Source organism: Paraburkholderia kururiensis (genome assembly GCF_034424375.1).
GTDB classification, from domain to species: Bacteria; Pseudomonadota; Gammaproteobacteria; order Burkholderiales; family Burkholderiaceae; genus Paraburkholderia; species Paraburkholderia kururiensis_A.
The window spans coordinates 1,665,442-1,692,046 of the sequence record NZ_CP139965.1; the positions used below are offsets into that span (position 1 = coordinate 1,665,442).

27 protein-coding genes are annotated in these 26,605 nt (G+C 65.2%); 20 read left to right on the forward strand and 7 right to left on the reverse strand.

What is annotated here, in order from left to right; translation table 11 throughout:
* Positions 1 to 90: 90 nt before the first annotated feature.
* From xylB to U0042_RS07525, 4 genes are all read left to right on the forward strand, one after another.
* Positions 91 to 1,569: a xylulokinase gene (gene xylB, locus U0042_RS07510; protein ID WP_114810412.1), complete on the forward strand. Its 1,479-nt coding sequence runs from the start codon at positions 91 to 93 to the stop codon at positions 1,567 to 1,569.
* 134 nt (positions 1,570 to 1,703) lie between these two features.
* Positions 1,704 to 2,741 (forward strand): D-xylose ABC transporter substrate-binding protein, encoded by a 1,038-nt coding sequence (gene xylF / locus U0042_RS07515; protein WP_017775541.1) that lies wholly within the window; start codon positions 1,704 to 1,706, stop codon positions 2,739 to 2,741.
* A gap of 94 nt (positions 2,742 to 2,835) precedes the next feature.
* The gene (gene xylG, locus U0042_RS07520) at positions 2,836 to 4,422 is read left to right on the forward strand and encodes a D-xylose ABC transporter ATP-binding protein (RefSeq protein WP_114810413.1); all 1,587 of its coding nucleotides are present in this window, start codon (positions 2,836 to 2,838) and stop codon (positions 4,420 to 4,422) included.
* The gene (locus U0042_RS07525; protein WP_114810414.1) at positions 4,419 to 5,600 is read left to right on the forward strand and encodes a sugar ABC transporter permease; all 1,182 of its coding nucleotides are present in this window, start codon (positions 4,419 to 4,421) and stop codon (positions 5,598 to 5,600) included. Before xylG ends, U0042_RS07525 begins: the two co-directional genes overlap by 4 nt.
* A 106-nt stretch (positions 5,601 to 5,706) precedes the next feature.
* Here the strand turns inward: U0042_RS07525 and U0042_RS07530 are convergent, their stop codons facing one another.
* Complete coding sequence (locus tag U0042_RS07530; RefSeq protein WP_114810415.1) at positions 5,707 to 6,366, reverse strand: glutathione S-transferase family protein; 660 nt, start codon at positions 6,364 to 6,366, stop codon at positions 5,707 to 5,709.
* Positions 6,367 to 6,589: 223 nt separating this feature from the next.
* On the opposite strand from U0042_RS07530, the gene U0042_RS07535 reads away from it, so the two are divergent.
* Together U0042_RS07535 and U0042_RS07540 are read left to right on the forward strand one after the other, a co-directional pair.
* The gene (locus tag U0042_RS07535) at positions 6,590 to 7,003 is read left to right on the forward strand and encodes a CBS domain-containing protein (RefSeq protein WP_114810416.1); all 414 of its coding nucleotides are present in this window, start codon (positions 6,590 to 6,592) and stop codon (positions 7,001 to 7,003) included.
* Between the two features lie 61 nt (positions 7,004 to 7,064).
* Complete coding sequence (locus U0042_RS07540) at positions 7,065 to 7,397, forward strand: DUF2322 family protein (protein ID WP_114810417.1); 333 nt, start codon at positions 7,065 to 7,067, stop codon at positions 7,395 to 7,397.
* 90 nt (positions 7,398 to 7,487) lie between these two features.
* On the opposite strand, the gene U0042_RS07545 is transcribed toward U0042_RS07540, so the two are convergent.
* On the reverse strand, positions 7,488 to 8,540 hold the full coding sequence (locus U0042_RS07545) for an Acg family FMN-binding oxidoreductase (RefSeq protein WP_232833316.1): 1,053 nt from the start codon (positions 8,538 to 8,540) through the stop codon (positions 7,488 to 7,490).
* A 306-nt stretch (positions 8,541 to 8,846) separates the two neighbouring features.
* Here U0042_RS07545 and U0042_RS07550 point away from each other — a divergent pair, with 306 nt between their 5' ends.
* Positions 8,847 to 9,626: a hypothetical protein gene (locus U0042_RS07550; protein WP_114810419.1), complete on the forward strand. Its 780-nt coding sequence runs from the start codon at positions 8,847 to 8,849 to the stop codon at positions 9,624 to 9,626.
* Positions 9,627 to 9,680: 54 nt separating this feature from the next.
* Here the strand turns inward: U0042_RS07550 and U0042_RS07555 are convergent, their stop codons facing one another.
* Positions 9,681 to 10,607, reverse strand: a complete 927-nt coding sequence (locus tag U0042_RS07555) for a LysR family transcriptional regulator (RefSeq protein ID WP_114810420.1) — start codon at positions 10,605 to 10,607, stop codon at positions 9,681 to 9,683.
* Positions 10,608 to 10,712: 105 nt separating this feature from the next.
* Between U0042_RS07555 and U0042_RS07560 the strand changes: the two genes are divergently transcribed.
* The 3 genes from U0042_RS07560 (at position 10,713) to U0042_RS07570 (ending at position 13,491) form a co-directional block, all read left to right on the forward strand.
* On the forward strand, positions 10,713 to 11,483 hold the full coding sequence (locus tag U0042_RS07560) for a glucose 1-dehydrogenase (RefSeq protein ID WP_114810421.1): 771 nt from the start codon (positions 10,713 to 10,715) through the stop codon (positions 11,481 to 11,483).
* A gap of 50 nt (positions 11,484 to 11,533) precedes the next feature.
* On the forward strand, positions 11,534 to 12,430 hold the full coding sequence (locus U0042_RS07565) for an SDR family oxidoreductase (protein ID WP_114810422.1): 897 nt from the start codon (positions 11,534 to 11,536) through the stop codon (positions 12,428 to 12,430).
* A 92-nt stretch (positions 12,431 to 12,522) separates the two neighbouring features.
* Entirely contained in the window at positions 12,523 to 13,491 is a 969-nt protein-coding gene (locus U0042_RS07570) for a LysR family transcriptional regulator (protein WP_114810423.1), read from the forward strand.
* A 76-nt stretch (positions 13,492 to 13,567) separates the two neighbouring features.
* On the opposite strand, the gene U0042_RS07575 is transcribed toward U0042_RS07570, so the two are convergent.
* The gene (locus U0042_RS07575; RefSeq protein ID WP_114810680.1) at positions 13,568 to 14,344 is read right to left on the reverse strand and encodes an alpha/beta fold hydrolase; all 777 of its coding nucleotides are present in this window, start codon (positions 14,342 to 14,344) and stop codon (positions 13,568 to 13,570) included.
* Between the two features lie 181 nt (positions 14,345 to 14,525).
* Between U0042_RS07575 and U0042_RS07580 the strand changes: the two genes are divergently transcribed.
* Entirely contained in the window at positions 14,526 to 14,876 is a 351-nt protein-coding gene (locus U0042_RS07580) for a zinc ribbon domain-containing protein YjdM (protein WP_114810424.1), read from the forward strand.
* Between the two features lie 32 nt (positions 14,877 to 14,908).
* On the opposite strand, the gene U0042_RS07585 is transcribed toward U0042_RS07580, so the two are convergent.
* Positions 14,909 to 15,313 carry a hypothetical protein gene (locus U0042_RS07585; RefSeq protein ID WP_232833317.1) on the reverse strand — a complete coding sequence of 135 codons (405 nt, stop codon included), beginning with the start codon at positions 15,311 to 15,313 and terminating at the stop codon, positions 14,909 to 14,911.
* Positions 15,314 to 15,336: 23 nt separating this feature from the next.
* A complete protein-coding gene (locus U0042_RS07590; RefSeq protein ID WP_114810682.1) occupies positions 15,337 to 15,882 on the reverse strand; it encodes a hypothetical protein in 546 nt (181 codons plus the stop codon).
* A gap of 346 nt (positions 15,883 to 16,228) precedes the next feature.
* Here U0042_RS07590 and U0042_RS07595 point away from each other — a divergent pair, with 346 nt between their 5' ends.
* The 4 genes from U0042_RS07595 to U0042_RS07610 all read left to right on the forward strand — a co-directional run bounded on the left by U0042_RS07595 (position 16,229) and on the right by U0042_RS07610 (position 20,460).
* Positions 16,229 to 16,981 carry an SDR family NAD(P)-dependent oxidoreductase gene (locus U0042_RS07595; RefSeq protein WP_114810425.1) on the forward strand — a complete coding sequence of 251 codons (753 nt, stop codon included), beginning with the start codon at positions 16,229 to 16,231 and terminating at the stop codon, positions 16,979 to 16,981.
* A gap of 57 nt (positions 16,982 to 17,038) precedes the next feature.
* Positions 17,039 to 18,370: an MFS transporter gene (locus U0042_RS07600; RefSeq protein WP_114810426.1), complete on the forward strand. Its 1,332-nt coding sequence runs from the start codon at positions 17,039 to 17,041 to the stop codon at positions 18,368 to 18,370.
* Positions 18,371 to 18,424: 54 nt separating this feature from the next.
* Positions 18,425 to 19,603, forward strand: a complete 1,179-nt coding sequence (rhmD, locus tag U0042_RS07605; RefSeq protein ID WP_114810427.1) for an L-rhamnonate dehydratase — start codon at positions 18,425 to 18,427, stop codon at positions 19,601 to 19,603.
* A gap of 74 nt (positions 19,604 to 19,677) precedes the next feature.
* The gene (locus tag U0042_RS07610) at positions 19,678 to 20,460 is read left to right on the forward strand and encodes an SDR family NAD(P)-dependent oxidoreductase (RefSeq protein WP_114810428.1); all 783 of its coding nucleotides are present in this window, start codon (positions 19,678 to 19,680) and stop codon (positions 20,458 to 20,460) included.
* Here U0042_RS07610 and U0042_RS07615 read toward each other — a convergent pair.
* The gene (locus U0042_RS07615) at positions 20,447 to 21,496 is read right to left on the reverse strand and encodes a LysR family transcriptional regulator (protein ID WP_114810683.1); all 1,050 of its coding nucleotides are present in this window, start codon (positions 21,494 to 21,496) and stop codon (positions 20,447 to 20,449) included. The genes U0042_RS07610 and U0042_RS07615 overlap by 14 nt on opposite strands.
* 131 nt (positions 21,497 to 21,627) lie before the next feature.
* Here U0042_RS07615 and U0042_RS07620 point away from each other — a divergent pair, with 131 nt between their 5' ends.
* From U0042_RS07620 to U0042_RS07640, 5 genes are all read left to right on the forward strand, one after another.
* Entirely contained in the window at positions 21,628 to 21,942 is a 315-nt protein-coding gene (locus U0042_RS07620) for an L-rhamnose mutarotase (protein ID WP_114810429.1), read from the forward strand.
* A gap of 32 nt (positions 21,943 to 21,974) precedes the next feature.
* Positions 21,975 to 22,895, forward strand: a complete 921-nt coding sequence (locus U0042_RS07625; RefSeq protein WP_114810684.1) for an amidohydrolase family protein — start codon at positions 21,975 to 21,977, stop codon at positions 22,893 to 22,895.
* Between the two features lie 63 nt (positions 22,896 to 22,958).
* Positions 22,959 to 24,494: a sugar ABC transporter ATP-binding protein gene (locus U0042_RS07630; RefSeq protein ID WP_419150501.1), complete on the forward strand. Its 1,536-nt coding sequence runs from the start codon at positions 22,959 to 22,961 to the stop codon at positions 24,492 to 24,494.
* Positions 24,491 to 25,561: an ABC transporter permease gene (locus U0042_RS07635; protein ID WP_114810430.1), complete on the forward strand. Its 1,071-nt coding sequence runs from the start codon at positions 24,491 to 24,493 to the stop codon at positions 25,559 to 25,561. The genes U0042_RS07630 and U0042_RS07635 overlap by 4 nt, the downstream gene beginning before the upstream one ends.
* Positions 25,554 to 26,573 carry an ABC transporter permease gene (locus U0042_RS07640; RefSeq protein WP_114810431.1) on the forward strand — a complete coding sequence of 340 codons (1,020 nt, stop codon included), beginning with the start codon at positions 25,554 to 25,556 and terminating at the stop codon, positions 26,571 to 26,573. The genes U0042_RS07635 and U0042_RS07640 overlap by 8 nt, the downstream gene beginning before the upstream one ends.
* Positions 26,574 to 26,605 lie beyond the last annotated feature (32 nt).

Consider the following 26,605-nt stretch of genomic DNA (forward strand, 5'->3'; position numbering starts at 1 on the left):
GACCCGCGGATTATCCGCAGGTTATCTGCGCGCGATTCACGCACCCTGCGCGGGACTCGCGCGGCAAAACAAGACACAGGGCGAGACACCATGTTCATCGGCATCGATCTCGGCACGTCGGGCGTAAAGGTCGTGCTGCTCGATCGCGAAGGGCACGTGCGTTGCACGGCGACGCATGCGCTCGCCGTGTCGCGACCGCACCCGCGCTGGTCCGAGCAGTCGCCGCACGACTGGTGGACCGCCACCACGGCCGCGATGGAAGACCTGCTCGCACAGGCGCATGCGGCCGGTATCGAACGCTCCGGCGTCGAAGCCATCGGGCTCACGGGCCAGATGCACGGCGCCACGTTGCTCGATGCGAACGGCGAGGTGCTGCGCCCCGCCATTCTCTGGAACGACGGCCGCTCGGATACCGAATGCGTCGAACTCGAAGCCGCGGTGCCGCAGTTGCATCAGATCGCGGGCAATCTCGCCATGCCGGGCTTCACGGCGCCCAAGCTGCTGTGGGTGCGCAAGCACGAGCCCGATTGCTTCGCGCGTATCGCCAAAGTGCTGTTGCCGAAGGACTATCTGCGCTATCGCCTCACGGGCGGCTTTGCGACCGACCCTTCCGATGCGGCGGGCACGCTCTGGCTCGACGTGGCGAAGCGCGATTACAGCGACGTGTTGCTCGCTGCGTGCGGACTTTCGCGCGAGCAGATGCCGGATGTGTTCGAAGGCAATTGCGTGACGGGCACGCTCACGCCCGACCTTGCGCGCGCGTGGGGCCTTCGCGAAGTGCCGGTGGCGGCGGGCGGCGGTGACAACGCCGCGGGCGCGGTGGGCGTGGGCATCGTGAAGCCGGGGCAGGCCATGCTCTCGCTCGGCACCTCGGGCGTCTACTTCGCGGTGTCGGACGGCTTTCTCGCGAACCCCGCCTCGGCCGTGCACAGCTTCTGTCATGCGTTGCCGCGCACGTGGCACCTCATGTCCGTGATGCTCAACGCGGCGGGTTGCCTCGATTTCTGCGCGCGCCTGACGGGCTACGCCGACGTGGCGGCGCTACTCGTCGATGCCGAAGCACAGGCGAGCCGCGCGCGCCCCTGGTTCCTGCCGTATCTGAGCGGCGAACGCACGCCCTGGAACAACGTGAACGCGCGTGGCGTGTATCACGGCATGACGCCCGACACGAGCCGCGCCGACCTCGCCAACGCCACACTGGAAGGCGTCGGGTTCGCGCTGCTCGACGGCATGGATGCGCTGCATGCGGCGGGCCTCGTGCCCGACGAGATCACGCTCGTGGGCGGCGGCTCGCGCAGCCCGTACTGGACGCAGATGCTCGCCGACATCGCGGGTCGCACGCTCACGCTGCGTGCGGGCGGCGAAGTGGGCCCGGCGCTGGGCGCGGCGCGTCTTGCGCATCTTGCCGTGGAGCCGGGCGCATCGCTCGAAGCGGTGTGCCCCACGCCGCCTGTCACCGCCGTGCGTGAGCCCGACGCGGGCCGCCACGCCTGGTATGGCGATACGCGCCGGCCGGTGTTCCGGGCGCTGTATCGCGCGCTGGAACCGGTGTTCGCCGCATCGGCCTAGCGGTATCTGGCGGAAAAAACGCTGCAAGGAAGCCGGCACCAAGGCAGCAGAAGAGAAGCAGTAACGCGTCGCGCGAAGGGCCGCGCGGCGTCGCAAGACGGCATTACATCAACGACCATAAACAGGAGTGAGACATGAAACCCGTACTGCGTGCTACCCGTCGTTCCGTTCTGGCTTCGCTGCTATGCACCGCCATGGCCGCGAGCCTCTCGCTTGTCGCACCGCTTGCGCATGCGAGCAAGGACCATCCCGAAATCGGCTTCTGCATCGACGACCTGCGTGTGGAGCGCTGGTCGCGCGACCGCGACTACTTCGTGGCCGCCGCGCAGAAGCTGGGCGCAACCGTCTCCGTGCAGTCCGCGGATGCCAGCGAAGAGCGCCAGATTTCGCAGATCGAAAACCTGATCTCGCGCGGCGTCGATGTGATCGTCATCGTGCCGTTCAATTCGAAGACGCTCGGCAACGTGGTGGCCGAAGCGAAGAAAGCGGGCATCAAGGTGGTGTCGTACGACCGCCTGATTCTGGATGCCGACGTGGACGCCTACATCTCGTTCGACAACGAGAAGGTGGGCGAACTGCAGGCGCAGGGGGTCTATAACGCGAAGCCGAAGGGCAACTACTTCCTGCTGGGCGGCGCCCCCACCGACAACAACGCGAAGATGCTGCGCGAAGGGCAGCTCAAGGTGTTGAAGCCCGCCATCGACCGCGGCGACATCAAGGTGGTGGGTCAGCAGTGGGTACCGGAGTGGAGCGCGTCCACTGCGCTGCGCATCATGGAAGACGCGCTGACGGCGAACAACAACAAGATCGACGCCGTGGTGGCCTCGAACGACGGCACCGCGGGCGGCGCGATCCAGGCACTGGCCGCGCAGCACCTGGCGGGCAAGGTGCCCGTCTCGGGCCAGGACGCGGACCTCGCCGCCGTGAAGCGCGTGATCGCGGGCACGCAGACCATGACGGTCTACAAGCCGCTCAAGCTGATTGCGGGCGAAGCCGCGAAGCTCGCCGTGCAGCTCGCGAAGGGCGAAAAGCCCGCGTACAACGCGCAATACGACAACGGCAAGAAGAAGGTGGACACGGTCCTGCTGCAACCCACGCTGCTCACGAAGAGCAACGTGGATGTGGTGGTGAAGGACGGCTTCTACACGCAGGCACAACTCGCGAGCCAATAAGCGGGCAGGGGGCAGGCACTCGCAGCGGGCCGCCTTCGCGCGCCTGCTGCGAGCCTGATGCTGCTGTCGTATCCCCTCAGTGAGGCAAAAGCGAATGGAGCAACCACTGCTGACGATGCGCGGCATCGTCAAGGCTTTTTCGGGCGTCAAGGCGCTGTCGGGCATCGACCTCACCGTGCATGCCGGCGAATGCGTGGGCCTGTGCGGCGAGAACGGCGCCGGCAAATCGACGCTGATGAAAGTGCTTTCGGGCGTGTATCCGCACGGCACATGGGAAGGCGAGATCCTCTGGGAAGGCAAGCCGCTCAAAGCCGCGAACGTGCGCGATACGGAGCACGCGGGCATCGTCATCATTCACCAGGAACTCATGCTCGTGCCCGAGCTTTCGGTGGCCGAGAACATTTTTCTGGGCAACGAAATCACGCTGCCCGGCGGCCGCATGAACTACGCGGCCATGTATCAACGGGCCGACGAACTGCTGCGCAGCCTCAACATCGAAGGCATCAACGTGGCGCAGCCCGTCATGAACTACGGCGGCGGCCACCAGCAGTTGATCGAGATCGCGAAGGCGCTCAACAAGCGCGCGAAGCTGCTGATTCTCGACGAGCCGTCGTCGTCGCTCACGGCATCGGAAACGCGCATTCTGCTCGACATCGTGCGCGACCTGAAACGGCGCGGCGTGGCGTGCGTCTACATCTCGCACAAGCTCGACGAAGTGGAGGCCGTGTGCGACACGATCACGGTGATCCGCGACGGCCGGCACGTGGGCACGGCGCCCATGAGCACGCTCACCACTGAACGCATTATCCAGATGATGGTGGGCCGCGAGATCACGCAGCTCTTTCCGCGTGAAGAACACACCGTGGGCGAGGTCGTGTTCGAAGCGCGCAACGTCACGTGCTTCGACGTGACGAACCCGCGCAGAAAACGCGTGGACGACGTGTCGTTCGCGGTGCGGCGTGGCGAGATTCTGGGCGTGGCGGGTCTGGTGGGCGCGGGGCGCACCGAACTCATGCAGGCCGTGTTCGGCGCGTATCCGGGCACGAGCAGTGCCACCGTGATGCTGGAAGGCAAGCCGCTCAAGGTGCGCGCGCCGCTCGACGCCATTCGCGCCGGCATTGCAATGGTGCCCGAGGACCGCAAGCGTCACGGCATCGTGCCTGCGCTCGGTGTGGGCCACAACATCACGCTCGCGGTGCTGGAGCGCTTTTCGAAGCGCGGACGTATCGACGCCGCGGCCGAACTCGACGCCATCCACGCGCAGATCCGGCGCCTGTCGATCCGCACGGCGCACCCGATGCTTTCCATTGCGAGCCTTTCCGGCGGCAACCAGCAAAAGGCCGTGCTCACGAAAATGCTGATGACCGAGCCGAAGGTGCTGATTCTCGACGAGCCCACGCGCGGCGTGGACGTGGGCGCGAAGTACGAGATCTACCGGCTCATCTTCGAACTCGCGAAGCGCGGCATGGCCATCGTGATGGTGTCGTCGGAGTTGCCCGAAGTGCTCGGCATCAGCGACCGCGTGCTCGTGATCGGCGAAGGCGAGTTGCGCGGCGACTTCGTCAACGACGGCCTCACGCAGGAACGCATTCTCACCGCGGCCATTCAGCCCGCGCGGCGCCCCGCTGAAACGGCCGGCGCCGGTCCGTTCATCACTCATACCGGAGCGAGTGCAGCATGACTCCCGACCTCACTTCATCGCCTGCGCCGTCGCCGTACGGCGCCGAACGCGTCAAGCAACTGTTCGCGCGCTACAAGGTGCTCGCGCTGCTGCTCGCGGTGGCGGCCATCTGGATCTTCTTCTCGGTGCTCACGCATGGTGCGTTCGTCACGCCGCGCAACGTGTCGAACCTGCTGCGGCAGATGTCGATTACGGGCATGCTCGCGTGCGGCATGGTGTTCGTCATCATCGCGGGCGAGATCGATCTTTCTGTCGGGTCGCTGCTCGGTCTCCTGGGCGGCGTGGCCGCGATTCTCGACGTCAACCACCACTGGCCCGTGGCCGCGACCGTGCCCGCCGTGATGGTGCTCGGCGTGCTGGTGGGCATGTTCAACGGCTGGTGGTCCACATGGCGGCGCGTGCCGTCGTTCATCGTGGGGCTGGGCGGCATGCTCGCGTATCGCGGCATTCTGCTCGGCATCACGGGCGGGTCCACCATCGCGCCGGTGTCCGACAACCTCGTGTTCATCGGCCAGGGCTACCTGCCGCGCGTGGTGGGCGACACGCTCGCGGTCGTGCTGTTCGTCGTGGTGGCGCTGCTCACGGTGCGCAACCGGCGCAATCGGCAGCACTATCAGCTTGCCGTGGTGCCGATGTGGCAGGACGTGACGAAGGTGATCGCAGCGGGTGCCGTGCTGCTCGCGTTCGTCGCCATGCTCGACCAGTACGGCGGCATTCCGGTGCCGGTGCTGCTGCTGCTCGCGCTGCTCGGCATCTTCACGTGGATCGCCACGCAGACCGTGTTCGGCCGGCGCATCTATGCGGTGGGCTCGAACCTCGAAGCCACGCGTCTGTCGGGCGTGAACACCGACCGCGTCAAGCTCGCCATCTTCGCGTTGATGGGCCTGATGTGCGCGTTCGGCGGCATCATCAACACCGCGCGCCTCGCGGCCGGGTCGCCGTCGGCGGGCTCGATGGGCGAACTGGATGCGATCGCGGCGTGCTTCATCGGCGGCACGTCGATGCGAGGCGGCTCGGGTACCGTCTATGGCGCGCTGATCGGCGCGCTCGTGATGGCGAGCCTCGACAACGGCATGTCGATGCTCGACGTCGACGCGTACTGGCAGATGATCGTGAAGGGCACCATCCTCGTGCTCGCCGTGTGGATCGACGTGGTGTCGGGGTCGAACCGGCGTTGATTGTCGTTTTGCCGCGTTCTGGATTTCCGCCTTCCTGGCACTCCAGTTGCGGTGGCCGCCCGCGTTCGTTTCCTCTCGCGTGGCGGCCGCGTCGTTCTCTCTTCCTTCAATCGCGGTCCGGCGCCCCAAGCGGAAACAGCGGCCGGTACGGCCGCGCCTCGTCCACGGCGCGCGCAAACGAGGGCCGCGCGAGCAGCCGCTTCCGGTAGGCAATCACGTTCGCGAACGTCGCATCGATGCGATGCGTCCAGTCGGCGTAGAAGAGGAACGGCGCCGCGCCGCAATCCGCGAGGCTGAACGCGTCGCCCGCCGCCCATTCGCGTCTGGCCATGAGCTTGTCGAGCCAGGCGTAAGCCGTTTCGAGCATCGCGCGCGCATCCGCCACGCCGCGCGCATCGCGTTCCGCCTCGGGCCGCATGCTGTCGTGGACGATCTTCTGCTGCGGCGTGGAAACGTAGTTGTCGAAGAAGCGGTCCATGCTGCGCACTTCCAGCGCCTCATGCGGATTGTCGGGCAAGAGCCGGACCGGGCCCGGATAGTTGAGCTGCAGATACTCGACGACGATGGTGGCTTCCGTCACCACGCGCTCGCCGTCCACGAGCAGCGGAAAGCGCCGCATGGGCCATAGCCTGGCGAGCGCGTGACCGTTCTCGGGATGCTCGGGCCCGAGCGGGCGCCATTCGAAGGGCGTGCCGTTCTCGTAGAGCGCGATCAGCACCTTCTGACTATAAGAAGAAAAAGGGTGGGCGTAGAGTTCCAGGGGCATGGCGGTTCACCGTGTCGGGTTCAGGGAGCGCGGCATCGACGGATTCGATCAGCCGCTTCTCATGGACGACGAACGAGCCGGGCGGGAATCGACATCCCGCCGCGCGTTCTTTTCTGGAACGCGGCCTGTTTGAGCCGGCCCGGAACGCGCTATTATTCGCGCCATCGCGATGCGCCCGCACGGCGAGAGGCGCGGCGAGCATCGGCGGCACAGGGGACCATTCATGGAAATCAGGGAAATCATGACCACACGCGTCGTGATGGTGAGCTTCGACGACACCCTCGCGACCGTCAAACACATCTTCGATTCGGCCAAATTTCATCACCTGCTCGTGGTGGAAGACGGCGAATTGCAGGGCGTCGTCTCCGACCGCGACCTGCTGCGCGCGCTGAGCCCGTTCATCGACAGCGTGGTGGAAGCGCCGCGCGACGTGGCGACGCTGAACCGGCGCGTGCACCAGATCATGGGCAGGAAGCCCGTTACGCTGCCGCCGGATGCGGACGTTTCAGCGGCCGTCGAGATATTTCTCGACAAGGGCGTGTCGTGCATTCCCATCGTGCGCGACGGGTTGCGGCCAGTCGGCATCGTGAGCTGGCGCGACGTGCTGCGGGCGCTGGCGCCGCGCGCGGCGCAGTGAGACGCCGCGGTTCGATGTTCTCCGCTTCCTTTTCAGTTTCCAGACCCACGGAGTGTAGTCAGTGATTCAACCAGGCAACGTATTCAAGGACAACCTCGCCCGCCTGCCGGGCATTGAAGGCATCGCGCGCATCGATCTGATCGACGGCAACGGCGCGGTGGTGGCCAGCATCGACAACGTGCCCGGCAAGCAGGGATCGCTTGCCGTCTACCACTACCTGCAAGCGACGTTCGGCACGCTGGACGCCGGGGCCGCGCAGCACGGACTGGCCGTATTCGCCGAACACACCGACGACGCACGCAAGCGGCCAGGCGCGCATCCGAACGTGGACCGGTTGCTGGCGATCGTGGCGGGTGGCGAGGCGTTGCGTATCGAGGTGGTGAGCGGGGCGTGAGGTTCGCTCGCGCACGTCTCACACGCGGCCGGCGTGCCTTCACGCCACCTTGCGTGATGCCGCTGCGCCGGCCGCTTTAGATCCCTCGCGTTATCGAGTCAGCACCGCTTCCACGGGCCGGCGGAGAGAGAGCGGCAGCGTCGCCCCATAGCCGAAGCGCAGGACGATGTCGGGCCGCCGCCCCGCTATTCCGACAAGACCTGCCAGGTCAGCACGGAACCGCGCCACTTCAACGGGCTGATTGATGAAGGCCACCTTGATGCCGAGGCTCGTCGCAGTCAACGCGAAGCGCTGGCAGGCGCGGCCCACCATGATCCAGTGCGCCTTGTCTTCGCGGTCGCCGGCAAATACCGCGACGCCGGATGAAGAATCGACCTGACGTGCGCACCTGTCGCTTTCGCTGCGCGCATTGAAAAAACGCTCGAACGCGAACCGTCCAATGGCGTCCGGCAGCGCCGGGTTGCCACTTGTGGCCGAAAACAGGCCATCGCCTGACGTCATCGCGCTGCGTGGATTGAACCGGACCCACTGCTTCAGCTCCCGCATGAACGCCATGTCCGCCATTTGAATGCTGTTGGCGGCAACCACCTGTTCCTTGAGTCTGTCGATATCCGCGCGATTAGTCAGGATAGCCAGGTGAACGCCGGCGGTATCGGCCGTGTGTTTCAGGAGCGCAAGGTGCGCGGCGGGAACGGAGCGTCGGTCGTATTCGGCGCGCGTGGATTGCCGTTTCGGAATGGCTGCGTAGAGCGGACTCGCGATCGTCGGTCCGTTGACGAAGGCATAGCGTATGAGGTTTCCGTCCGGCGCGATCTGGAGTTCCCCGGGCCATCCCAGCGAGGTCGCCGCGATAGCGAGGTTTTCTGCCGCGCAGCCGAGGCTCACGAACAGATGATGATCGTCGGGGTCGACCGCGGGCGTTCGGCGCGAGACATCCGGCGCAATCTCGATGAACCGGTTGCCGATGCGAAACCGCCAGGGCTGCGTGTTGTGGCTGTTGGCGGCAAGCGTGGCGTAGCGAATGACGTCGCGCATGCTGGGCGGCACAGCGGGCGCTGTACGCAGGCTTTCAGCGTAGGCGTCGTAATCGGCCATCGATCCTGTAGACGACATCCAGGCGGTCGCGCCGGCGGCCAGCACCACGCCACCGCCTGCGCCGAGGAAAAAGGTACGCCTGTTCATGTTCGCTTCCCCGTGCGTGGTGGTGGCTGGTTCGTTCTGCGCTATCGGAACCTATGCCACGCGTGCGCCGTTGCCGTTGACCTGAATCAATCGGGACAGGGGTTTTATTTATCCGGCATGACGGCTTTAAAGCGCTTTTAATGCGTTTTTAAGCAATCTGATTATTTCGATTACTGTACGCGGGCGAACGGAATACGACAGATTTTCCCTTTAGTGTGCTTCGTATGGCGGGTGGGCCGATATTCAAAACAACAGACGAGAACTGCGATGACCGCGTTAGATGAATACCCTGAGCGTGGCGACTTCGCCCCCATTAGTGCGCAGAGCGCTCGCGCGCTCGCCGTGTCGATGGACGAATCCGGGTTCGGCGTACTGAACGACATCGTGCCGGCGTCCGTACTGGCAACGCTGCGCCGCACGGTATCCGAACTGATCGAACACGACGGCTTCAAATACTTCGCCCTCAACGGCGCAGCGTGGTGCGTCAATACCTGCCTCGGCCCGCTTTTCGACGACGTCGAGCTGCTCGCCCTGTTACGCCAGCTTTATATGCTCAAGATGGGCGTGCCGCCGCCCAGTGACCGGATCTTGCCCGTCATGCGCGTGCTGGCCGGCACGCAGGGGCGGCGTCACTCGTGCAACTTCCACTACGACTCGTACGTCGTTTCCATCCTGCTGCCGGTATTGATTCCGTGCGACCCGGGCGAGCCGCCGGGCCACCTCGTGATGTTTCCGAACTTGCGCAACGCAAGGCGATCACCAGTCGTCAACATTTTCGAAAAGCTATTGATCGAGAAACTGCTCGCGCCCATGTGGCGTTTAGCGTTTGTCCAGAAAGCGCTGTCGGCGAAGGTCGTCACGTTGACGCCGGGGAATCTGTACTTCTTCTGGGGTATGCGTTCGCTGCATGCGAACCAGGCCTGCGCGCCTTCCCGTGTTCGCTGCACCGTGCTGCTGCATTTCGGCGACCCGCACGAGCGCAGCGTGTTCAAGGGGCTCAGCCAGCGGTTGCACGCGATGCGCTTGCGGCGAATGACGCGCGCGTGAGTTCGCACGCTGCGTAGCGCGCATCGGCGAGTCGCCGCGCCGGAATTCGCCACGCTACCGCTTGTTGCCCGTCGGCTTCAAAACCGTCCGCATATATTCCGTAGCAAATTCGATAAACGCCCGCACGCGAAACGGCAGCCGGCGTTGCACCGGGAAAATGATCTGTGCGGGCAGGGGCTTTGCGTGCCACTTCGGCACGATTCGCACGAGGCGCCCCGATATCAGGTCTTCCTCGACCAACCATTCCGGCAGTACTGCAATGCCCAGTCCCATGCGTACCGACTCGCGAATGCTCGTCACGCCCTCGGTCACGAACACGGGCTCGATTGGCAGCGTGTGCGTTGCATTGCCCGAGTGCAGCGTGACGTCTCGCGAACCGCCGAACTGCCGGCTGGACAGCGCGATCCACGGCAGCTTGCCGAGCGATTCCGGCGTGCCGCGAATCTTGTGATCCTTCAGAAACGACGGCGACGCGACGACATATCGCGCGATCTCGCCGAGCGGGCGAGCCACCACGCGGTCGTCGGCGAGCGTGCCCGCGAGAATGCCCACGTCGCAGCCTTCCTCGATCATGTGCAGCGGGCGATTCGAATAGCCCAGTTCGATGCGCACGCCCGGATGCGCCTGGATGAAGCTGCTGATCAGCCGGCTCACCGCCGACTGACCGAAGTCGATGGTCGAAAACATGCGGATATTGCCGCTCAACTCGCTTTGGTCGTTGCGCAGCCGCTGTTCAGATTCCTCTGCCAGCGCCAGCAGCGCCTGTGCGTCCGCGAGGAATTGATGACCCATGTCGGTGAGGCTCATGCGGTGCGTGTCGCGGCGTAGCAGCGCGGCGCCGCACAGGTCTTCGAGCGCGCGCAACTGACGGCTCAAGGTGGGCTGGGTCAGATGCAGCTTGCGCGCCGCCGCGGAGAGACTGCCGCTCTCCACGATGGCGACGAAGGTACGCAGCAGGGTGAGGTCGTCGAAGATGCTCATACGCGCGGAGTATAAGCGATATGCCGGCTATGCGACTTCCGTTAGAGGTAGGCCGGGACGATGATGGACCCATCGCCTCACCCCCTACTCGAAAGGAGCGTCACCATGAGCACGCAAGCCAACGCAAACACAGTGCACCACGCATCGAAAGTGGCGATCGTCACCGGCGCCTCGCGCGGCATCGGCGCGGCCATTGCCAGGCGTCTCGCCGCGGACGGCATCGCCGTCGTCGTGAATTACGCGGGCCGTGCGGCCGACGCACAAGCGGTCGTCGCGGAAATCGAAGCCGCGGGCGGTCGCGCCGCGGCGGTTCAGGCCGACGTCGCTGTGCCGGCCCAGGTGGCGGCGATGTTCGATCAGGCCATCACGCTGTTCGGCGGCGTCGATATCGTCGTGAACAACGCCGGCATCATGCAGCCGGGCCTCGTGCCGCTGGTCGATACCGACGACACGCTGTTCGACCGGCTCGTTGCCATCAACCTGAAGGGAACGTTCAACACGTTGCGTGTGGCAGCGAAGAAGCTGCGCAGCGGCGGGCGCATCGTGAATTTCGGCAGCAGCATCAAGGAACTCGCGACGCCGGGCTACTCCGTCTACGCCGCCACAAAGGCCGCGGTGGAGACGATGACGAACATCTTCGCGAAGGAACTGCGTGGCCGCAACATCACCGTGAACGCGGTGGCGCCGGGGCCCACGGCCACCGAACTCTTTCTCAAGGACAAGACGCCCGAGCAGGTGGAACGGCTCGCCAAAATGCCGCCGCTCGAACGTCTGGGGCAGCCCGAGGACATCTCGTCTGTGGTGGCGTTTCTGGTGAGCAGCGCGGCCGACTGGATCGACGGCCAAACGCTGCGCGTGAACGGCGGCATTGTGTGACGCGCAACCTGGTCCCCTCAATCGAACCCATCGCAATCAAAGGAGTCGACATGCAACACGTCATCGTAGTGACCGGTGCGTCGAGCGGCTTTGGCCGCCTGGGTGCCGAAGCGCTGGCAAAAGCCGGCCACACTGTCTACGCGTCGATGCGCGACACAGCGGGGCGCAACGCGCCGGTCGTCGCGCAGATGGCGCGGTTTTCCTCGGAACATGGCGTCGATCTGCGCACCGTCGAACTCGATGTGCTGTCGCAGGCTTCCGTGGACGCGGGCATTGCACACGTGATTCGCGAACACGGCCGTATCGACGTCATGGTTCATAACGCGGGCCACATGGCGTTCGGACCCGCGGAAGCGTTCACGCCGGAGCAATACGCCGAGCTTTACGACATCAACGTGCTGGGTACGCAGCGCGTGAACCGGGCGGTGCTGCCGCAGATGCGCAAGCAGAGGCGCGGCCTGCTTGCATGGGTGTCGAGCAGCAGTTCGGCGGGCGGCACGCCGCCGTATCTCGCGCCTTATTTCGCCGCGAAGGCTGCGATGGATTCCATCGCGGTTCAATATGCGCGTGAGCTGTCGAGCTGGGGTATCGAGACCTCCATCGTGGTGCCCGGTGCCTTCACGTCCGGCACGAATCACTTCGCCCATGCGGGCCGTCCCGCGGATGAGCAGGTGCTCGAAGCGTATGAGGCCGGGCCGAACGCCGGGTTGGGCGAGCGTATCCAGAAGGCCTTTGCCGCGATCGTGCCGCCGCACGCCGCCGCAGCGCTCGTCGCACAGGCGCTGGTCGATATCGTGAACGCGCCGTTTGGTCAGCGTCCGTTCCGCGTGCACGTGGACCCGACGCAAGACGGTGCCGACGTAGGCTTTGCCGTGCTCGACCGGTTGAGGGCCGAGATGTTACACCGTGTGGGCCTGTCGGAACTGCTGACGCCGCGCAGCTATTGACGCCGTCCCTTGAGCCCTTTACGTCTTTGTCCCATGCAGCGACTGGTTTATGCTCACGGCTCCCGTCACGATACGATCGAATCGAGGAACGAATGGACCGGCTGACTGCCCTGGGAGTGTTCGTCGCCGCGGTCGAGGAAGGCAGCCTTGCCGCGGCCGCGCGGCGCTTTGGTTTGTCCGCCGCGATGGCGGGCAAGTACGTGAGTGCCGTCGAGTCGGAACTCAGCGCGAGGCTGCTCCAGCGCACCACGCGCCGCCTGAGTCTCACGGATATCGGTGCGCGCTATTACGAGCGCTGCAAACAGATTCTGCACGCCTGGGACGAGGCCAACCGCGAAGCCAGCGACGCGCAAGGAACGACACGCGGCGTGCTGCGGATTGCCGCTCCTGTCACGTTCGGCGCAATGCATCTTGGCAAGGTGCTGGCGCGCTATCTGGAAGCGCATCCGCACGTCAACGTCGAAGTGTCGCTGAGCGACCGCTATGTCGACCTGCTCGAAGCGGGCGTCGACGTGGCGATACGAATTGGACGCCTGCCCGATTCGGGACTCGTTGCGCGGCGCCTCGCGCCGTGTCGCATGGTGATCTGTGCGTCACCGGCGTATCTCGAGCGACACGGTACGCCGCGTACGCCGCGCGACTTGCGGCAGGCGCCCCGCCTCACGTTCAGCGAGGCCGTTTCCGTCGGAGACTGGACGCTGGTGGATGCAAAGGGCCGTACGCACGTCATCGATGGCCCTTGCCGGATGGCGGCAAACAATACGCAGATGCTGCTCGACGCGGCGCTTGCCGGCGCAGGCATCGTCTATGGTCCGACATTCGTGTTCGGAGAACAGATTGCAGAGGGGCACCTGGTTGCGTTGCTGCCCGAATACAGGACGACCGAACTGGCGATTCAGGCGGTTTATCCGAGCGCGCGCCACATGCCGCTGAAGGTTCGAAGCCTGATCGATCATCTCGTGGCGGCATTCGGGGACGAGCCGCCCTGGGATCGCGGCGCGCGGCCGCGCAAGGCGGCCCCGAAGCGCTCGCGCGGCAGCGCGGCTCGGGTTGGCTCGTAGACGCCTGAGCGGGCCTGGCATGAAGCCGCGTTGAATCGCTACGCTCGCGGTTCGCGCCGTGAAGTCCGGATCGCCGTCACCGCTCGCGAACGAATGCTTCAATCACGCTCGCCAGTTCATACGGTGCTTCGAGCGGTGACAGGTGCCCCGTGTCCGGCAATACATGTAGACGCGCACCGTGAAGGCGCGGCAGCAATTCGTGCTGCAATGTCTCGACGCGATCCACCTGGTCGCGCTCGCCTGCAATGACGAGCACCGGCACGTCGATGGAAGCGACATTGGCGGTGATGTCTTCCAGCATCGCGGCGTTGGGCCACGCGGCCTTGGCCTGCGGCGCGCCGCGCAGACTATCCGCGATGACCTGTTCGCGAAGCTCAGGCGCAAGCGGCTTCGCCGTGAGCACATGGTCCAGTACCCACTCGATCGATTCGCGCGAGTCGTACGCCGCAGTCATCGCGGCGCGCTGTTCATCGGCAAGCGCCATCGGCGAAGGCGGGGACGGCGCCACCAGCACGAGCCCCTGTAGCCCCGCGGGCCGACGCGATGCCAGCAATTGCGCGACCTTGCCGCCCATCGAATGACCCACCACGACATAGCGGCTCGGGCTCAACGCTTCGATCACTTCCTCCGCGTCGTTGGCGAGATCGGCGAGCGCGTAGCCGTGCTCGGGCGCGCCTGACTCGCCCCAGCCGCGATGGTCCGTTGCGATGATCCTGTAGCGGCGCTTCAGTTCGCAGGCGACGCCATCCCACGTGCGAGACGAGCCGCCCCAATAGTGGAGAAACACGAGCGCGAGGTCGCCGTCGCCCTGTTGTTTTACGTGAATGGTCGTGCCGCTGGTCTGAATGTGCATGGCGATGCTCCCTTTCTTGATGTGCCAAACCATAGAGGCATCTTAGGTCGCGAGGCCCTGTTCGATAACCCGCGGTTCGTTATCGACAGTCGATCATCAGACGACAGGATCGAATCGGGGCAGTGCGGGGCGCTATACTGGCGCGCTTTTCATCGATTTTGTCAGGTACCAAGGATTACATATGAGTACGTTACCGCCCTGTCCAAAATGCCATTCCGAGTTCACGTATGAAGACGGGGGCGTCTATATCTGCCCGGAATGCGCACACGAATGGTCCGCAGAAGCGGCTGCCTCTGCCGCATCCGCCGAAACGGCCGCGCGCGTTTATCGCGATTCCGCAGGAAACGTCTTGCAGGACGGCGATACCGTCACCGTCATCAAAGACCTGAAACTGAAGGGTTCGGGTGGCGTGATCAAGATGGGCACCAAGGTGAAGAACATCCGGCTCGTGGACAGCGACCACGATATCGATTGCAAGATCGACGGCTTCGGCGCGATGAGCCTGAAATCGGAGTTCGTCAAGAAGGTGTGATTTACGGCATGGCGACATTCGCCATGCCCTTTTTAGGGCGCGCGGTGATCGTTCAGGCCGAACGTTTGCGCGCGCGCTCCGTAGTGCGTCGTGACTTCGGCGCCTGCCATCAGCGGGGACGATCTCAGAATGGGCCGCGTCACGGCATAGAGTCTGTCCGCATCCGGCCCATACAGATACAGATAGCCGTCGTTGCCGTCGGCGTGCAACTCGGTCTCGCCAAGCTCGCCTGCGCCCGCACGCTTGATTGCCGTCGCGAGTCGCTGTTCCAGCGCGTGGATTCGCGCGCGGTCCTTCGGGTAATAGTCGAAGTGGACCATCATGACGGGCCCCGGGGGCTCCCGCGTTTGTTCCGCCGCTGCACGGCCCGCGAGTAAAGCGAGGCACAGGAACGTGGCGAGCGTGCTTCGTTTCAGCACGGCAATGTTGTCTCTCATTGCATGACCTCAGCCGCGCCGTCTCAGCGAGCGGGACGCCAGGCGTCGAACGTGACCGGCTTCGCGCGATTTGCACGGGTCATGTCGGTTTTGTCCGGCGTGCCGTTGAGCGGATCGGACGACGTGAAGATGTCGCTGTCGAAAAGCCACGCCCGTTGTGCGGCGTCGTAGCGGAACGTGATGAAGTCGGTCCAATGCGCGCCGCACGCCACGGCGTTCTGCACCGTGAAGTAGCGGCCCTTGACCGCGAGCCCGTCGTAGCCGTCTTCGAACGGATCGCACTGACCGCCTTCGTTGGCCCGCAATACGACCGTATCGTTGCGCGCCGAGAGCCGGTATTGGCCGCCCGCCTGTTCCTCGAAGATAAAGAGGGGACGCGGTGACGGCTGGTCTGCCGAGTCGTCGGGCCGGTGAGCCACGACGAGCAGGCTTTGCTGCCCGCCTTCGATGCGCGGGCCCGCGTGATACACCATCGGCACGTAACCGGCCGGCAATTGCGCGACGACGGCGGCGGGCAAGCCGGCCGCCTCCGCATGCCATGCGCCGAGGCTCGCGCCCAAGCTCACCATCACGGCCGTTACTTTACGAAGCGCTAACGCGCTGTGACGCTCGATCATGGGCGTTCGTCTGTTCTTCGAGTGGGGTGGGTGGCGCGTGGGCGAGATCCCGGCACGAGCGAATGTCCGTTTCGCTCTTGCGCCAGACCGGATTGTCGATGATCCGGCGCATGCCGTCCAACCTGCGTGCGATCCATCTTTGCTATCACCCTATGCCGCTTCCGGATTGTTCGGCTATCACCGCTCGCCTATAGTGCTCTGCAACGCGGCCGTGATGGACCTCCGTGCCTTCACGCGGCCGGCCAAAAACGAACGAGACATCCGCGCACGTCCCACGTGCCGCCCTATTGGAGGAGCAATGAATCAGATCGACTTGAACGGCCGGGTCATGGTGATTACGGGCGGCGCGCGCGGCATCGGTTATGCCGTCGCGGAGCGCGCGCTGCGTTCGGGTGCGGCGGTCGCGCTGTGGGACATCGACGCCGATCGCCTCGAAAGCAGCCGTCGCGAACTCTCCGAGCTGGGCACCGTATCGGCCGTTACCGTCGAACTGACCGACGAGCGTTCTGTCGACGCCGCGACGCAGCAGACGGTGCAGACGCATGGCGGCATTCACGTACTCATCAACTGCGCCGGCATTACGGGCGGCAATGGCGTGACGTGGGAACTGGAGCCCGAGGTGTGGCGCCGCGTCATCGACGTGAATCTGATCGGCCCTTATCTGACGTGCCGCGCCGTGGTGCCCCACATGTTGAAACAAGGCTATGGCCGCATCGTGAACATCGCGTCGGTGGCGGGCAAGGAGGGCAACCCGAACGCCTCGCACTACAGCGCATCGAAAGCGGGCCTCATCGGCCTCACGAAGTCGCTCGGCAAGGAACTCGCGACGAAGAACATTCTGGTGAATGCCGTGACGCCCGCGGCGGCGAAGACGGAGATATTCAATTCGATGTCGCAGCAGCACATCGACTACATGCTCTCGAAGATTCCGATGAATCGCTTCCTGATGCCGGAAGAAGCGGCCTCGTTGATCGTCTGGCTCTCGTCGGAAGACTGCGCGTTCAGCACGGGTTCCGTATTCGATCTGTCGGGTGGCCGCGCCACGTACTGACGGGCTGCGTCGCGAATCGGACGTCCCAGGGGAAACAAGATGAACCCGACGACTTCAATGCCTTCCGTAGATCGCATCGTGAGCAAGGCGATGCGCCGTCTGCTGCCGTTCTTGCTGCTCATGTACGTGCTGGCGTTTCTCGACCGCGCGAATATCGGCTTCGCGCAGAAGGCGCTGCAACACGATACGGGCCTGTCCGACGCAGCGTTCGCGTTTGGCGCGGGCGTGTTTTTCGCGGGCTACGCGTTGTTCGAAGTGCCAGGCAATCTGCTGCTGCATCGCGTGGGCGCCCGCGCATGGATGTGCCGCATCATGGTGACGTGGGGCCTTGTCTCGAGCGCCATGTGTCTGGCGAGCACACCTGGGTCGTTCTACGTGCTGCGCTTTTTGCTGGGCGTGGCCGAGGCGGGTTTCTTTCCCGGCATCATCTATTACCTCACGCACTGGTTTCCGCAGGCGGCCCGCGGCCGTGCCATTGGCGTCTTCTATTTCGGCGCGCCGCTCGCGTTTATTTTCGGCGGTCCGCTCTCGGGGCTGTTGCTCGACATGCACGGCCTGTTCGGACTCGCGGGGTGGCAGTGGCTGTTTCTGATCGAAGGCGGGCTTGCCTCAGCGGTAGGCGTGTGGGCGTTCTGGTATCTCGACAACAAGCCCGCCAACGCGCGCTGGCTCGACGACGCCGAGCGCCGCGTGCTGACGGAAGCCGTGGAGCGCGACGCGCGCCATGCCGCCGCGCACGGTCCACAGCAGGTGATCGATGCGCTGTTCAATGCACGCGTGCTGCTCTTCGCCGCCATCTACGCGTTGATCCAGGTGAGCGTGTATGGCGTGATCTTCTTTTTGCCGCAACAGGTGGCATCGTTGCTCGGTACGCGCGTGGGTCTGAAGGTGGGGCTCGTGACAGCGGTACCGTGGCTGTGCGCACTCGCGGTGACGTGGTGCGTGCCGCGCCATGCCGATCGCACCGGCACGCATCGCGCGTGGGCCGTCATGCTGCTCGTTCTTGCGGGACTCGGCATTGCGCTTTCGGGCATGACGCAAAGCCCGTTGCTCGCGCTTCTCGCACTGTGCTGTGCCGCGAGCGGCTTTATTGCTGCCCAGCCGCTTTTCTGGACGTTTCCGACGCGCTATCTCACGGGCGCGGCAGCGGCCGGCGGCATCGCGCTCATCAATTCGCTGGGCAGCCTGGGCGGCTTCATCGCGCCCAGTCTGCGTGCGCTGGTCCAGCACCTCGCGGCAACGGGTACGGCCACGAGCGGCGCAGCCGCAGGTCTTGCCATGCTCGGCGCGGCGAGCCTCGTTGCGGCGCTGCTGGTCGGCACGCGGGTGCCGCGCGAAGCCGCGCCCAGCGCCGATACCTTCGAGCCGCGTGCACACCGCGCGCGCTGATTCAATCCAGCGGGCTCGTCGAGCACGCTCATCAAGCAAAGGGAGCGATTACCCATGGCCATGCCCACCATCAAGCATGTGCGTGCCTTCATCGTTCGCGGCGGCGGCGCCGATTATCACGACCAGGGCGACGGGCACTGGATCGACGATCACATCGCCACGCCGATGGCGCGCTATCCCGAGTACCGGCAGAGCCGGCAGTCGTTCGGCATCAACGTGCTCGGCACGCTCGTGGTGGAGATCGAGGCGAGCGACGGCACGGTCGGCTTCGGCGTGACGACGGGCGGCGAGATTGGCGCGTTCATCGTCGAAAAGCACCTCGCGCGTTTTCTGGAAGGCCAGCTTGTGACCGACATCGAGAAGATGTGGGATCAGATGTACTACGCCACGCTTTACTACGGCCGCAAGGGCGTGGTGCTCAATACGATCTCGGGCGTGGATCTCGCGCTGTGGGACCTGCTCGCGAAGGTGCGCGAAGAGCCCGTCTATCAACTGCTGGGCGGCCCCGTGCGCGACGAACTCGTGTTCTACGCCACGGGCGCGCGCCCGGACCTTGCGAAGCAGATGGGCTTTATCGGCGGCAAGCTGCCGTTGCAGCATGGCCCCGCGGAAGGCGAGGAGGGATTGCGGCAGAACATCGAGAAGCTCGCAGAAATGCGTAACCGCGTGGGCGACGATTTCTGGCTGATGTACGACTGCTGGATGAGTCTCGACGTGCGCTACGCCACGCGCCTCGCGCAGGCCGCGCACGAATACGGTCTCAAATGGATCGAGGAATGCCTGCCGCCCGACGACTACTGGGGCTACGCGGAACTGCGCCGCAACGTGCCGCGCGGCATGCTCGTCTCCACGGGCGAGCACGAGGCGACGCGCTGGGGCTTTCGCATGCTGCTCGAAATGGGCTGCTGCGACCTGATCCAGCCCGACGTGGGCTGGTGCGGCGGCATCACGGAACTCATCAAGATTTCGGCATTGGCGGACGCGCACAATGTGATGGTGGTGCCGCACGGGTCGTCCGTGTACAGCTATCACTTCGTCGTGACGCGCCACAACTCGCCGTTCTCCGAGTTCCTGATGATGGCGCCGAAGGCCGATCAGGTGGTGCCGATGTTCACGCCGCTCCTGCTCGACGAACCCGTGCCCGTGAACGGCCGCATGAAGGTGCCCGACACGCCGGGGTTCGGCGTGCGGCTGAATCCGGAATGCGCGCTCGAACGGCCGCATACGCATTGACGGGTGTGTCGAAGTGCATTGCAATGAGGCCTTCAGATAGGGCCTGAAATGCCCATCCCCGTAAGGAGAACAACGTGCTGCTCAAGGACAAGGTGGTGATCGTCACCGGCGGTTCGCGCGGCATCGGCCGTGCGATTGCGATAGCCAGTGCGCGCGAAGGCGCCGATGTCGCGATCAACTACTGGGGCGACAACGACGCTTCATACGGCCGCCGCACGGCCGTCTCGGAAGTGGTGGCCGAGATCGAAAAACTGGGCCGCCGCGCAATTGCCATCGAAGGGAACGTGGCCGCGCCGCAAACGGGCATCGATCTCGTGCGCCATACCGTGGAGTCGTTCGGCAAGGTGGACGTGCTCGCGAGCAATGCCGGCATCTGCCCGTTCCATGCGTTCCTCGACATGCCGCCTTCGGTGCTGGAACGCACCGTGGGCGTGAACCTGAACGGCGCGTTCTACGTGACGCAGGCCGTGGCACGGCAGATGAAGGAGCAGGGCACGGGCGGCGCCATTGTCGCCACCAGTTCCATCAGCGCGCTCGTGGGCGGCGGCATGCAGACGCATTACACGCCCACCAAGGCCGGCGTGCATTCGCTAATGCAGTCGTGCGCCATCGCACTGGGTCCGTTCGGAATCCGATGCAATTCCGTCATGCCCGGCACCATTGCAACGGACCTGAACGCGGAAGATCTTGCCGACGAGACGAAGCGCGCGTACTTCGAAAAGCGCATTCCGCTGGGGCGCCTCGGCACGCCGGAGGACGTGGCCGACTGCGTGGTGTTTCTCGCCTCGGACCGCGCGCGTTATGTGACCGGCGCCGCGTTGCTCGTGGACGGCGGCCTCTTCGTCAACCTGCAGTGAACGTTCGATGAACCGGCAGCGAAGATGCGCCAGGCGCCGCGGCCGCTTCGTAGCCGTCTGCGGCAGAAGCAGCGGAATGGCTGCCCGCGCGTGCCTCGGCAAGCGGCTGCGAGAAGCGGCGCAGCAGGCTCACGAAGTGTTCGGCCGGTTCGGCGAGCGGCTCGTTTTTGCGCGTGAGCACGCCGAAGCCCGGCAGGCTCTTGCCGATTTCGAGCGGCAGGGCCACGAGCAGCTTGCCGCGCATGTGGTCGCGCACCACCGATTCCGGCAGCATCGCAACCGCATCGTATTTTTCGAGCAGTTGAAGCGTGGCGAACACGGACGCACATTCGGTCAGATTCACCGGCGTGGCGAGCCCCGCACGCGCAAGCTCTTCTTCGAACAGCACGCGTGCCGGACTCGTGATGGGCTGCGCGACCCAGGGCCAGTCCACCAGTTCCTGCAGCGTCACGCTCGTGTTGCGCGCAAGCGGATGGCGCGCGCGCACCACGAGCAGCAGCGGTTCGCGCGCAAGCGGTTCGAAATGGAAGTCGTTGTGTTGCAGCGGCGTGGTGAGACGCCCCAAGGCGAGATCCACTTCGCGGCGATGCAGCAGCTGCACGAGCTGGTCGCTGGTCTCGCCCAGAATGCGCACGTTGAGGAGCGGCCGTTCGGTTTTCAGCGCGGCCACGGCCATGGCCAGCACGTCGGGGGCCGCGCCCATGATGGCGCCCACCGTGAGCTGCCCGTGCCCGCCCTTGCGCTTCACGTCGAGGTCTTCGGCAAAGCGCGTGAGTTCCGCGAGCGCGCGCCGCGCGTAGGCGAGCGTCACGGTGCCGAGCGCCGTGGGTTCGATGCCGCGCGCGCTGCGTTCGAAGAGACGAAAGCCGAAGGCCTCTTCGATGTCGCTCAGCATGCGGCTGGCGCTGGGTTGCGCCACGTTGATGGACTCGGCGGCCTGATGGACGTTGCGTGCGTCGTCGAGTGCGACGAGCAGTGCAAGGTGTTTGAATTTGAGCCGGTTGACGAGCGCGACTGCCACTGCCTGAGGGTTCATGGCCATGTGCGATTCGGTTTGTGGATCGACCGATCCCAACAACGGATTGGTTGGCTATCGGTGCACGAATTATAGTCGCTTCAAATACGGCGCCGGGCCCGCCAAAACCCGCACGCGAGGAGAAACGGAGCATGGAGACAATCGCCTTCCGGATGGTGCTCAACCCGGGTCAACGCGACGAGTACGAGCGTCGCCATCGCGAGATCTGGCCCGCGCTGGCCGACGCACTGCGTGAAACCGGCATCAGCGACTACTGGATCTTCTTCGACGACAGCACGCACTATCTCTTCGCCGTGCTCAAGCGCCGCGCCGGCCACACCATGAACGAGCTTCCGCAACTCGCCATCATGCGCAAATGGTGGGATTACATGGCCGACATCATGCAGACCGCGCCCGACGGCGCGCCGCTGCAAAAGTCGCTCGAACCGCTGTTCCATCTGCCCTGAACCGGCCAACGGAGAGCGCCATGCCGCAGACCTTGCAGGTCGTCGATCCGCACGTTCACTTCTGGAACATCGACACGCACCATTACCCGTGGCTCGCGAAACCGGGCGTTTCGTTCGTAGGCGACGCGCGTGAACTCGCGCACAACTACGTCGTGGCGGACCTTGTGCGCGATGCGAGCGAGGCCGGCGATGTCGACGTGCTGAAGGTCGTGCACGTCGAGGCGAATCACGACCCTGCGGACCCGGTGGAGGAAACGCGCTGGCTGCAATCGCTCGCAGACGGTTCGCGCGAACAGAAGGCGAGCGCGGGCGGCGGCTGGCCCAACGGCATCGTGGCCGCCGCGGATTTGAGCCGGCCTGACGCACCGGAGATTCTCGCCGCCCACGCCGCGTTCGCCAACACGCGCGGCATCCGGCAGATTCTCAACGTGCACGGGAATCCGCTCTACGACTACGTGGGACGCCACTACCTGCGCGACGACACCTGGCGTCGCCACTTCGCGTTGCTCGCTAAGTACGGGCTCTCGTTCGATCTGCAACTGTATCCGTCACAGATGGAAGAGGCCGCGGCCCTTGCGCGGGCGCATCCCGACATCCGGATCATCGTGAATCATGCGGGCATGTTCGTGGACCGCAACAGCGTGGCCGGCTATCGCGCCTGGCGCGAAGGCATGCGCGCGCTGGCGGCGTGCCAGAACGTGGCCGTGAAGATCAGCGGCCTGGCGATGTTCGATCACGCATGGACCGTGGAAAGCCTGCGCCCGTATGTGCTGCAAACGCTCGACACGTTCGGCGTGGAGCGCGCCATGTTCGCCTCGAATTTTCCGGTGGACCGGTTGTTCGGTTCATATGGTGCGTTGTGGCATGCGTATGCGGACATCGTGAGCGGTGCGAGCGATAGCGAGCAGGCCGCGCTCTTTCGCACCAACGCGGAGCAGTTCTACCGGATCTGAGCAGCACACCCGGGCCGCACATAACACGACAGCAACACGGCGGCCCCAACACGGAGACACGGTTTGGAGACGAAAGCACATGACCGCGGCGTGCCGCGCCTCGAGCTGCGCCACGCGAGCAAGTCGTTCGGCCGCGTGCGCGCGCTGATCGACGGCAGCCTCGTGCTGTGGCCCGGCGAAGTGCACGCGCTGCTCGGCGAGAACGGCGCGGGCAAATCGACGCTCGTCAAGATTCTCGCGGGCGTGCATCAGCCCGACGGCGGCGAGCTGCGCATGGACGGCACCGCGCGCCGCTTTGCGAGCCCCGGCGAAGCGCGCGATGCCGGCATCGCAGTGATCTATCAGGAACCCACACTATTTTTCGATCTCTCGATTGCCGAGAACATCTACATGGGGCGCCAGCCCGTGGATCGCCTGGGGCGTATCGACTACGGCGCCATGCATCGCGAAGTGGATGCGCTGCTCGCGTCGCTCGGCGTCGAACTCACGGCCGAACGGCTCGTGCGCGGACTTTCCATTGCGGACCAGCAGGTGGTGGAGATCGCCAAGGCGCTCTCGCTGAACGCGAGCGTGCTCATCATGGACGAACCCACTGCCGCGCTTTCCTTGCCCGAAGTCGAACGGCTTTTCGCCATCGTGCGCAAGCTGCGCGAGCGTGACGTGGCCATTCTGTTCATCACGCACCGGCTCGAAGAGGTGTTCGCGCTCACGCAGCACGTCACCATCATGCGCGACGGCGAAAAGGTGTTCGACGCGCCCACCAGCGAACTTTCCACCGGCGCGATCGTCGCGAAGATGGTGGGCCGCGATCTGGAGAGCTTCTATCCGAAGGCCGACGTGACGCCTGGCGAGGTGCTGCTCGCGGTGCGCGGGCTTACGCGTATCGGCGTGTTCAAGGACATTTCGTTCGAGGTGCGCGCAGGCGAGATCGTGGCGCTCGCGGGCCTCGTGGGCGCAGGGCGCAGTGAGGTGGCGCGTGCGATCTTCGGCATCGATCCGCTCGATGCCGGCGAGATTCGCATTGCGGGCAAGCCGCTCGCGCCGGGCCGGCCCGCGGCGGCCGTGAAGGCGGGCCTCGCGCTCGTACCTGAAGACCGCCGGCAGCAGGGACTCGCGCTGGAACTGAGCATTGCGCGCAACGCATCGATGACCGTGCTTGGGCGGCTCGTGCGCCACGGCCTGATATCGGCGGGCCGCGAGGTGCAACTCGCGAGCCAGTGGGGCAAGCGGCTGCAACTCAAGGCCGGCGACCTCAACGCACCAGTGGGCACGCTCTCGGGCGGCAACCAGCAGAAGGTGGTGCTTGGCAAGTGGCTCGCTACGGGGCCGCGCGTGCTCATCATCGACGAACCCACGCGCGGCATCGACGTGGGCGCGAAGGCCGAGGTGTACGGCGCGCTCGCCGAACTCGTGCGCGAGGGCATGGCGGTGCTCATGATTTCGAGCGAACTGCCCGAAGTGTTGGGCATGGCCGACCGTGTGCTCGTGATGCACGAAGGGCGCATCACGGCCGCCATCGCGCGTGCGGAAGCAACCGAAGAGCGGATCATGAGCGCGGCGCTGGGCGAGCGCGACATTCATCTGGGGCGGGCCGCATGATGCGCCACTCGACTACGCACAGCCACGCGCTGCCGCAGACCGAAGGCACGACCGCTGCGATTGCCGGCCGCAGTGCGCCCGGCGGCATCGTCGGCATGCTCGCGAAGAGCCGCGAGACCACGCTCTTCATCGTGCTCGTGCTGCTGATTGTCGGCACGGCGCTGGCGCGGCCGCAGTTCCTCAATCTGCAGAATCTGCGCGACGTACTGCTCAACGTCTCCATTGTGGCGCTGCTTACGGCAGGCATGACCGTCGTGATCCTGATGCGTCATATCGATCTCTCGGTGGGGTCGGTGGTCGGCATCAGCGCGTATGCGGTGGGCAGCCTCTACGTGGCTTTTCCGCACATGCCGGTGGTCGTTGCGCTCGCGGCGGGGCTCGGCATCGGCTTCGTGGGCGGCGCCATCAACGCGTTGCTCATTGCGGTGGGGCGCGTTCCTTCGCTCGTTGCCACGCTTTCCACGCTCTACATTTTTCGCGGCGCGGACTACGCGTGGGTGCACGGCGGACAGATCAACGCCACGAGTCTGCCGGACGCGTTCTCGCGGCTCGCCACGGGTGCCGTATTCGGATTGCCCACGCTGGTGTTGCTCTCCGCGCTCGTGTTGCTCGCGCTTGCCGTGTATCTCAAGCAGTTCCGCCCCGGCCGCGAGTACTACGCGATCGGCTCGAACCCCGAGGCCGCGCGCCTTGCCGGCGTGAACGTGGAGCGGCGCGTGATGACGGGCTTCCTGATCTCGGGAAGCATTGCGGGACTCGCCGGCGCGCTGTGGCTCGCACGCTTCGGCACGGTGGACGCCAGCACCGCGAAGGGCATCGAGCTTCAGGTCGTGGCCGCCGCCGTGGTGGGCAGCGTCGCGATTACGGGCGGGGTGGGCACGATACTCGGTGCCACGCTCGGCGCGCTCGTGCTGGGCGTGATCAGCATTGCGCTCGTCGTGCTGCACGTCTCGCCGTTCTGGGAGCAGGCCATCGAAGGCGCGTTGATCGTGACCGCCATCGCCGCGGATACGCTGCTCGCCCGTTCCGTCGCCAAACGCATGATGAGGAAACGCGATCATGGCTAAGCCCGGGGTCAAGCCCGACTCTGCATTGCTCACGCGCAGCCGCGCCGTTCCGCTGAGTTGGGAAACGCTGCTCGCCGTGATTCTCGTACTGTGCCTCGTGCTGGGGCGTGTGCTGTCGCCGGTGTTTCTCTCCGGCGCGAATCTCAGCAACGTGCTGGCGGACCTGACCGAAGTGGCGCTGATGGCGTTGCCGATGACGCTCATCATCGTGGCTGCCGAGATCGATCTTTCCGTGGCGTCCGTGCTCGGCGCATCGAGTGCACTGATGGGCGTGCTCTGGCACATGGGGTTGCCGATGCCGGCGGTAGTCGCACTCGTCATCGTGTTCGGCGCACTCGCGGGGCTCTTCAACGGGCTCGTCATCGTGAAGCTGAACCTGCCTTCGCTGGCGGTGACGATCGGCACGCTCGCGCTCTTTCGCGGGCTCGCCTACGTGCTGCTGGGCGACCAGGCCGTGGCCGATTTTCCGCCGGCGTGGACGCTGTTCGGCATGAACACGCTGGGCGGCACGTTCATTCCGCTGCCGTTTCTGATCGTGATCGTCGCGGCCGTGCTGTTCACGGTGCTGTTGCAGGCCACCGCGTTCGGCCGCAGCCTCTTCGCCATCGGCGCGAATGCCACCGCGGCGGCGTTTTCGGGTATCGACGTCGCGACAATCCGGCTGCGCCTCTTCGTGCTCTCCGGCGCCATGAGCGCGCTCGCGGGCGTGGTCTACACGCTGCGCTTCACGAGCGCGCGCGGCGACAACGGCGAAGGCTTCGAGCTTGCCGTGATCGCGGCCGTGCTGTTCGGCGGCGTGAGCATCTTCGGCGGACGCGGATCGATGTACGGCGTGCTGCTCTCGCTTTTGATCGTAGGCGTGCTGCGCAATGCGCTGACGCTCGTCGACGTATCGAGCGAAACGCTCACCATCGTGACGGGCGCACTGCTGCTCGCATCGGTGCTCGTGCCGAATCTTGCCGCACGGATGCGGGCGATGCGCGACAAGCGGCTGCTCGCGCGCTCGAATTGAAGGGCTTATCTGAAGAGAGGCGATGCGCCGCC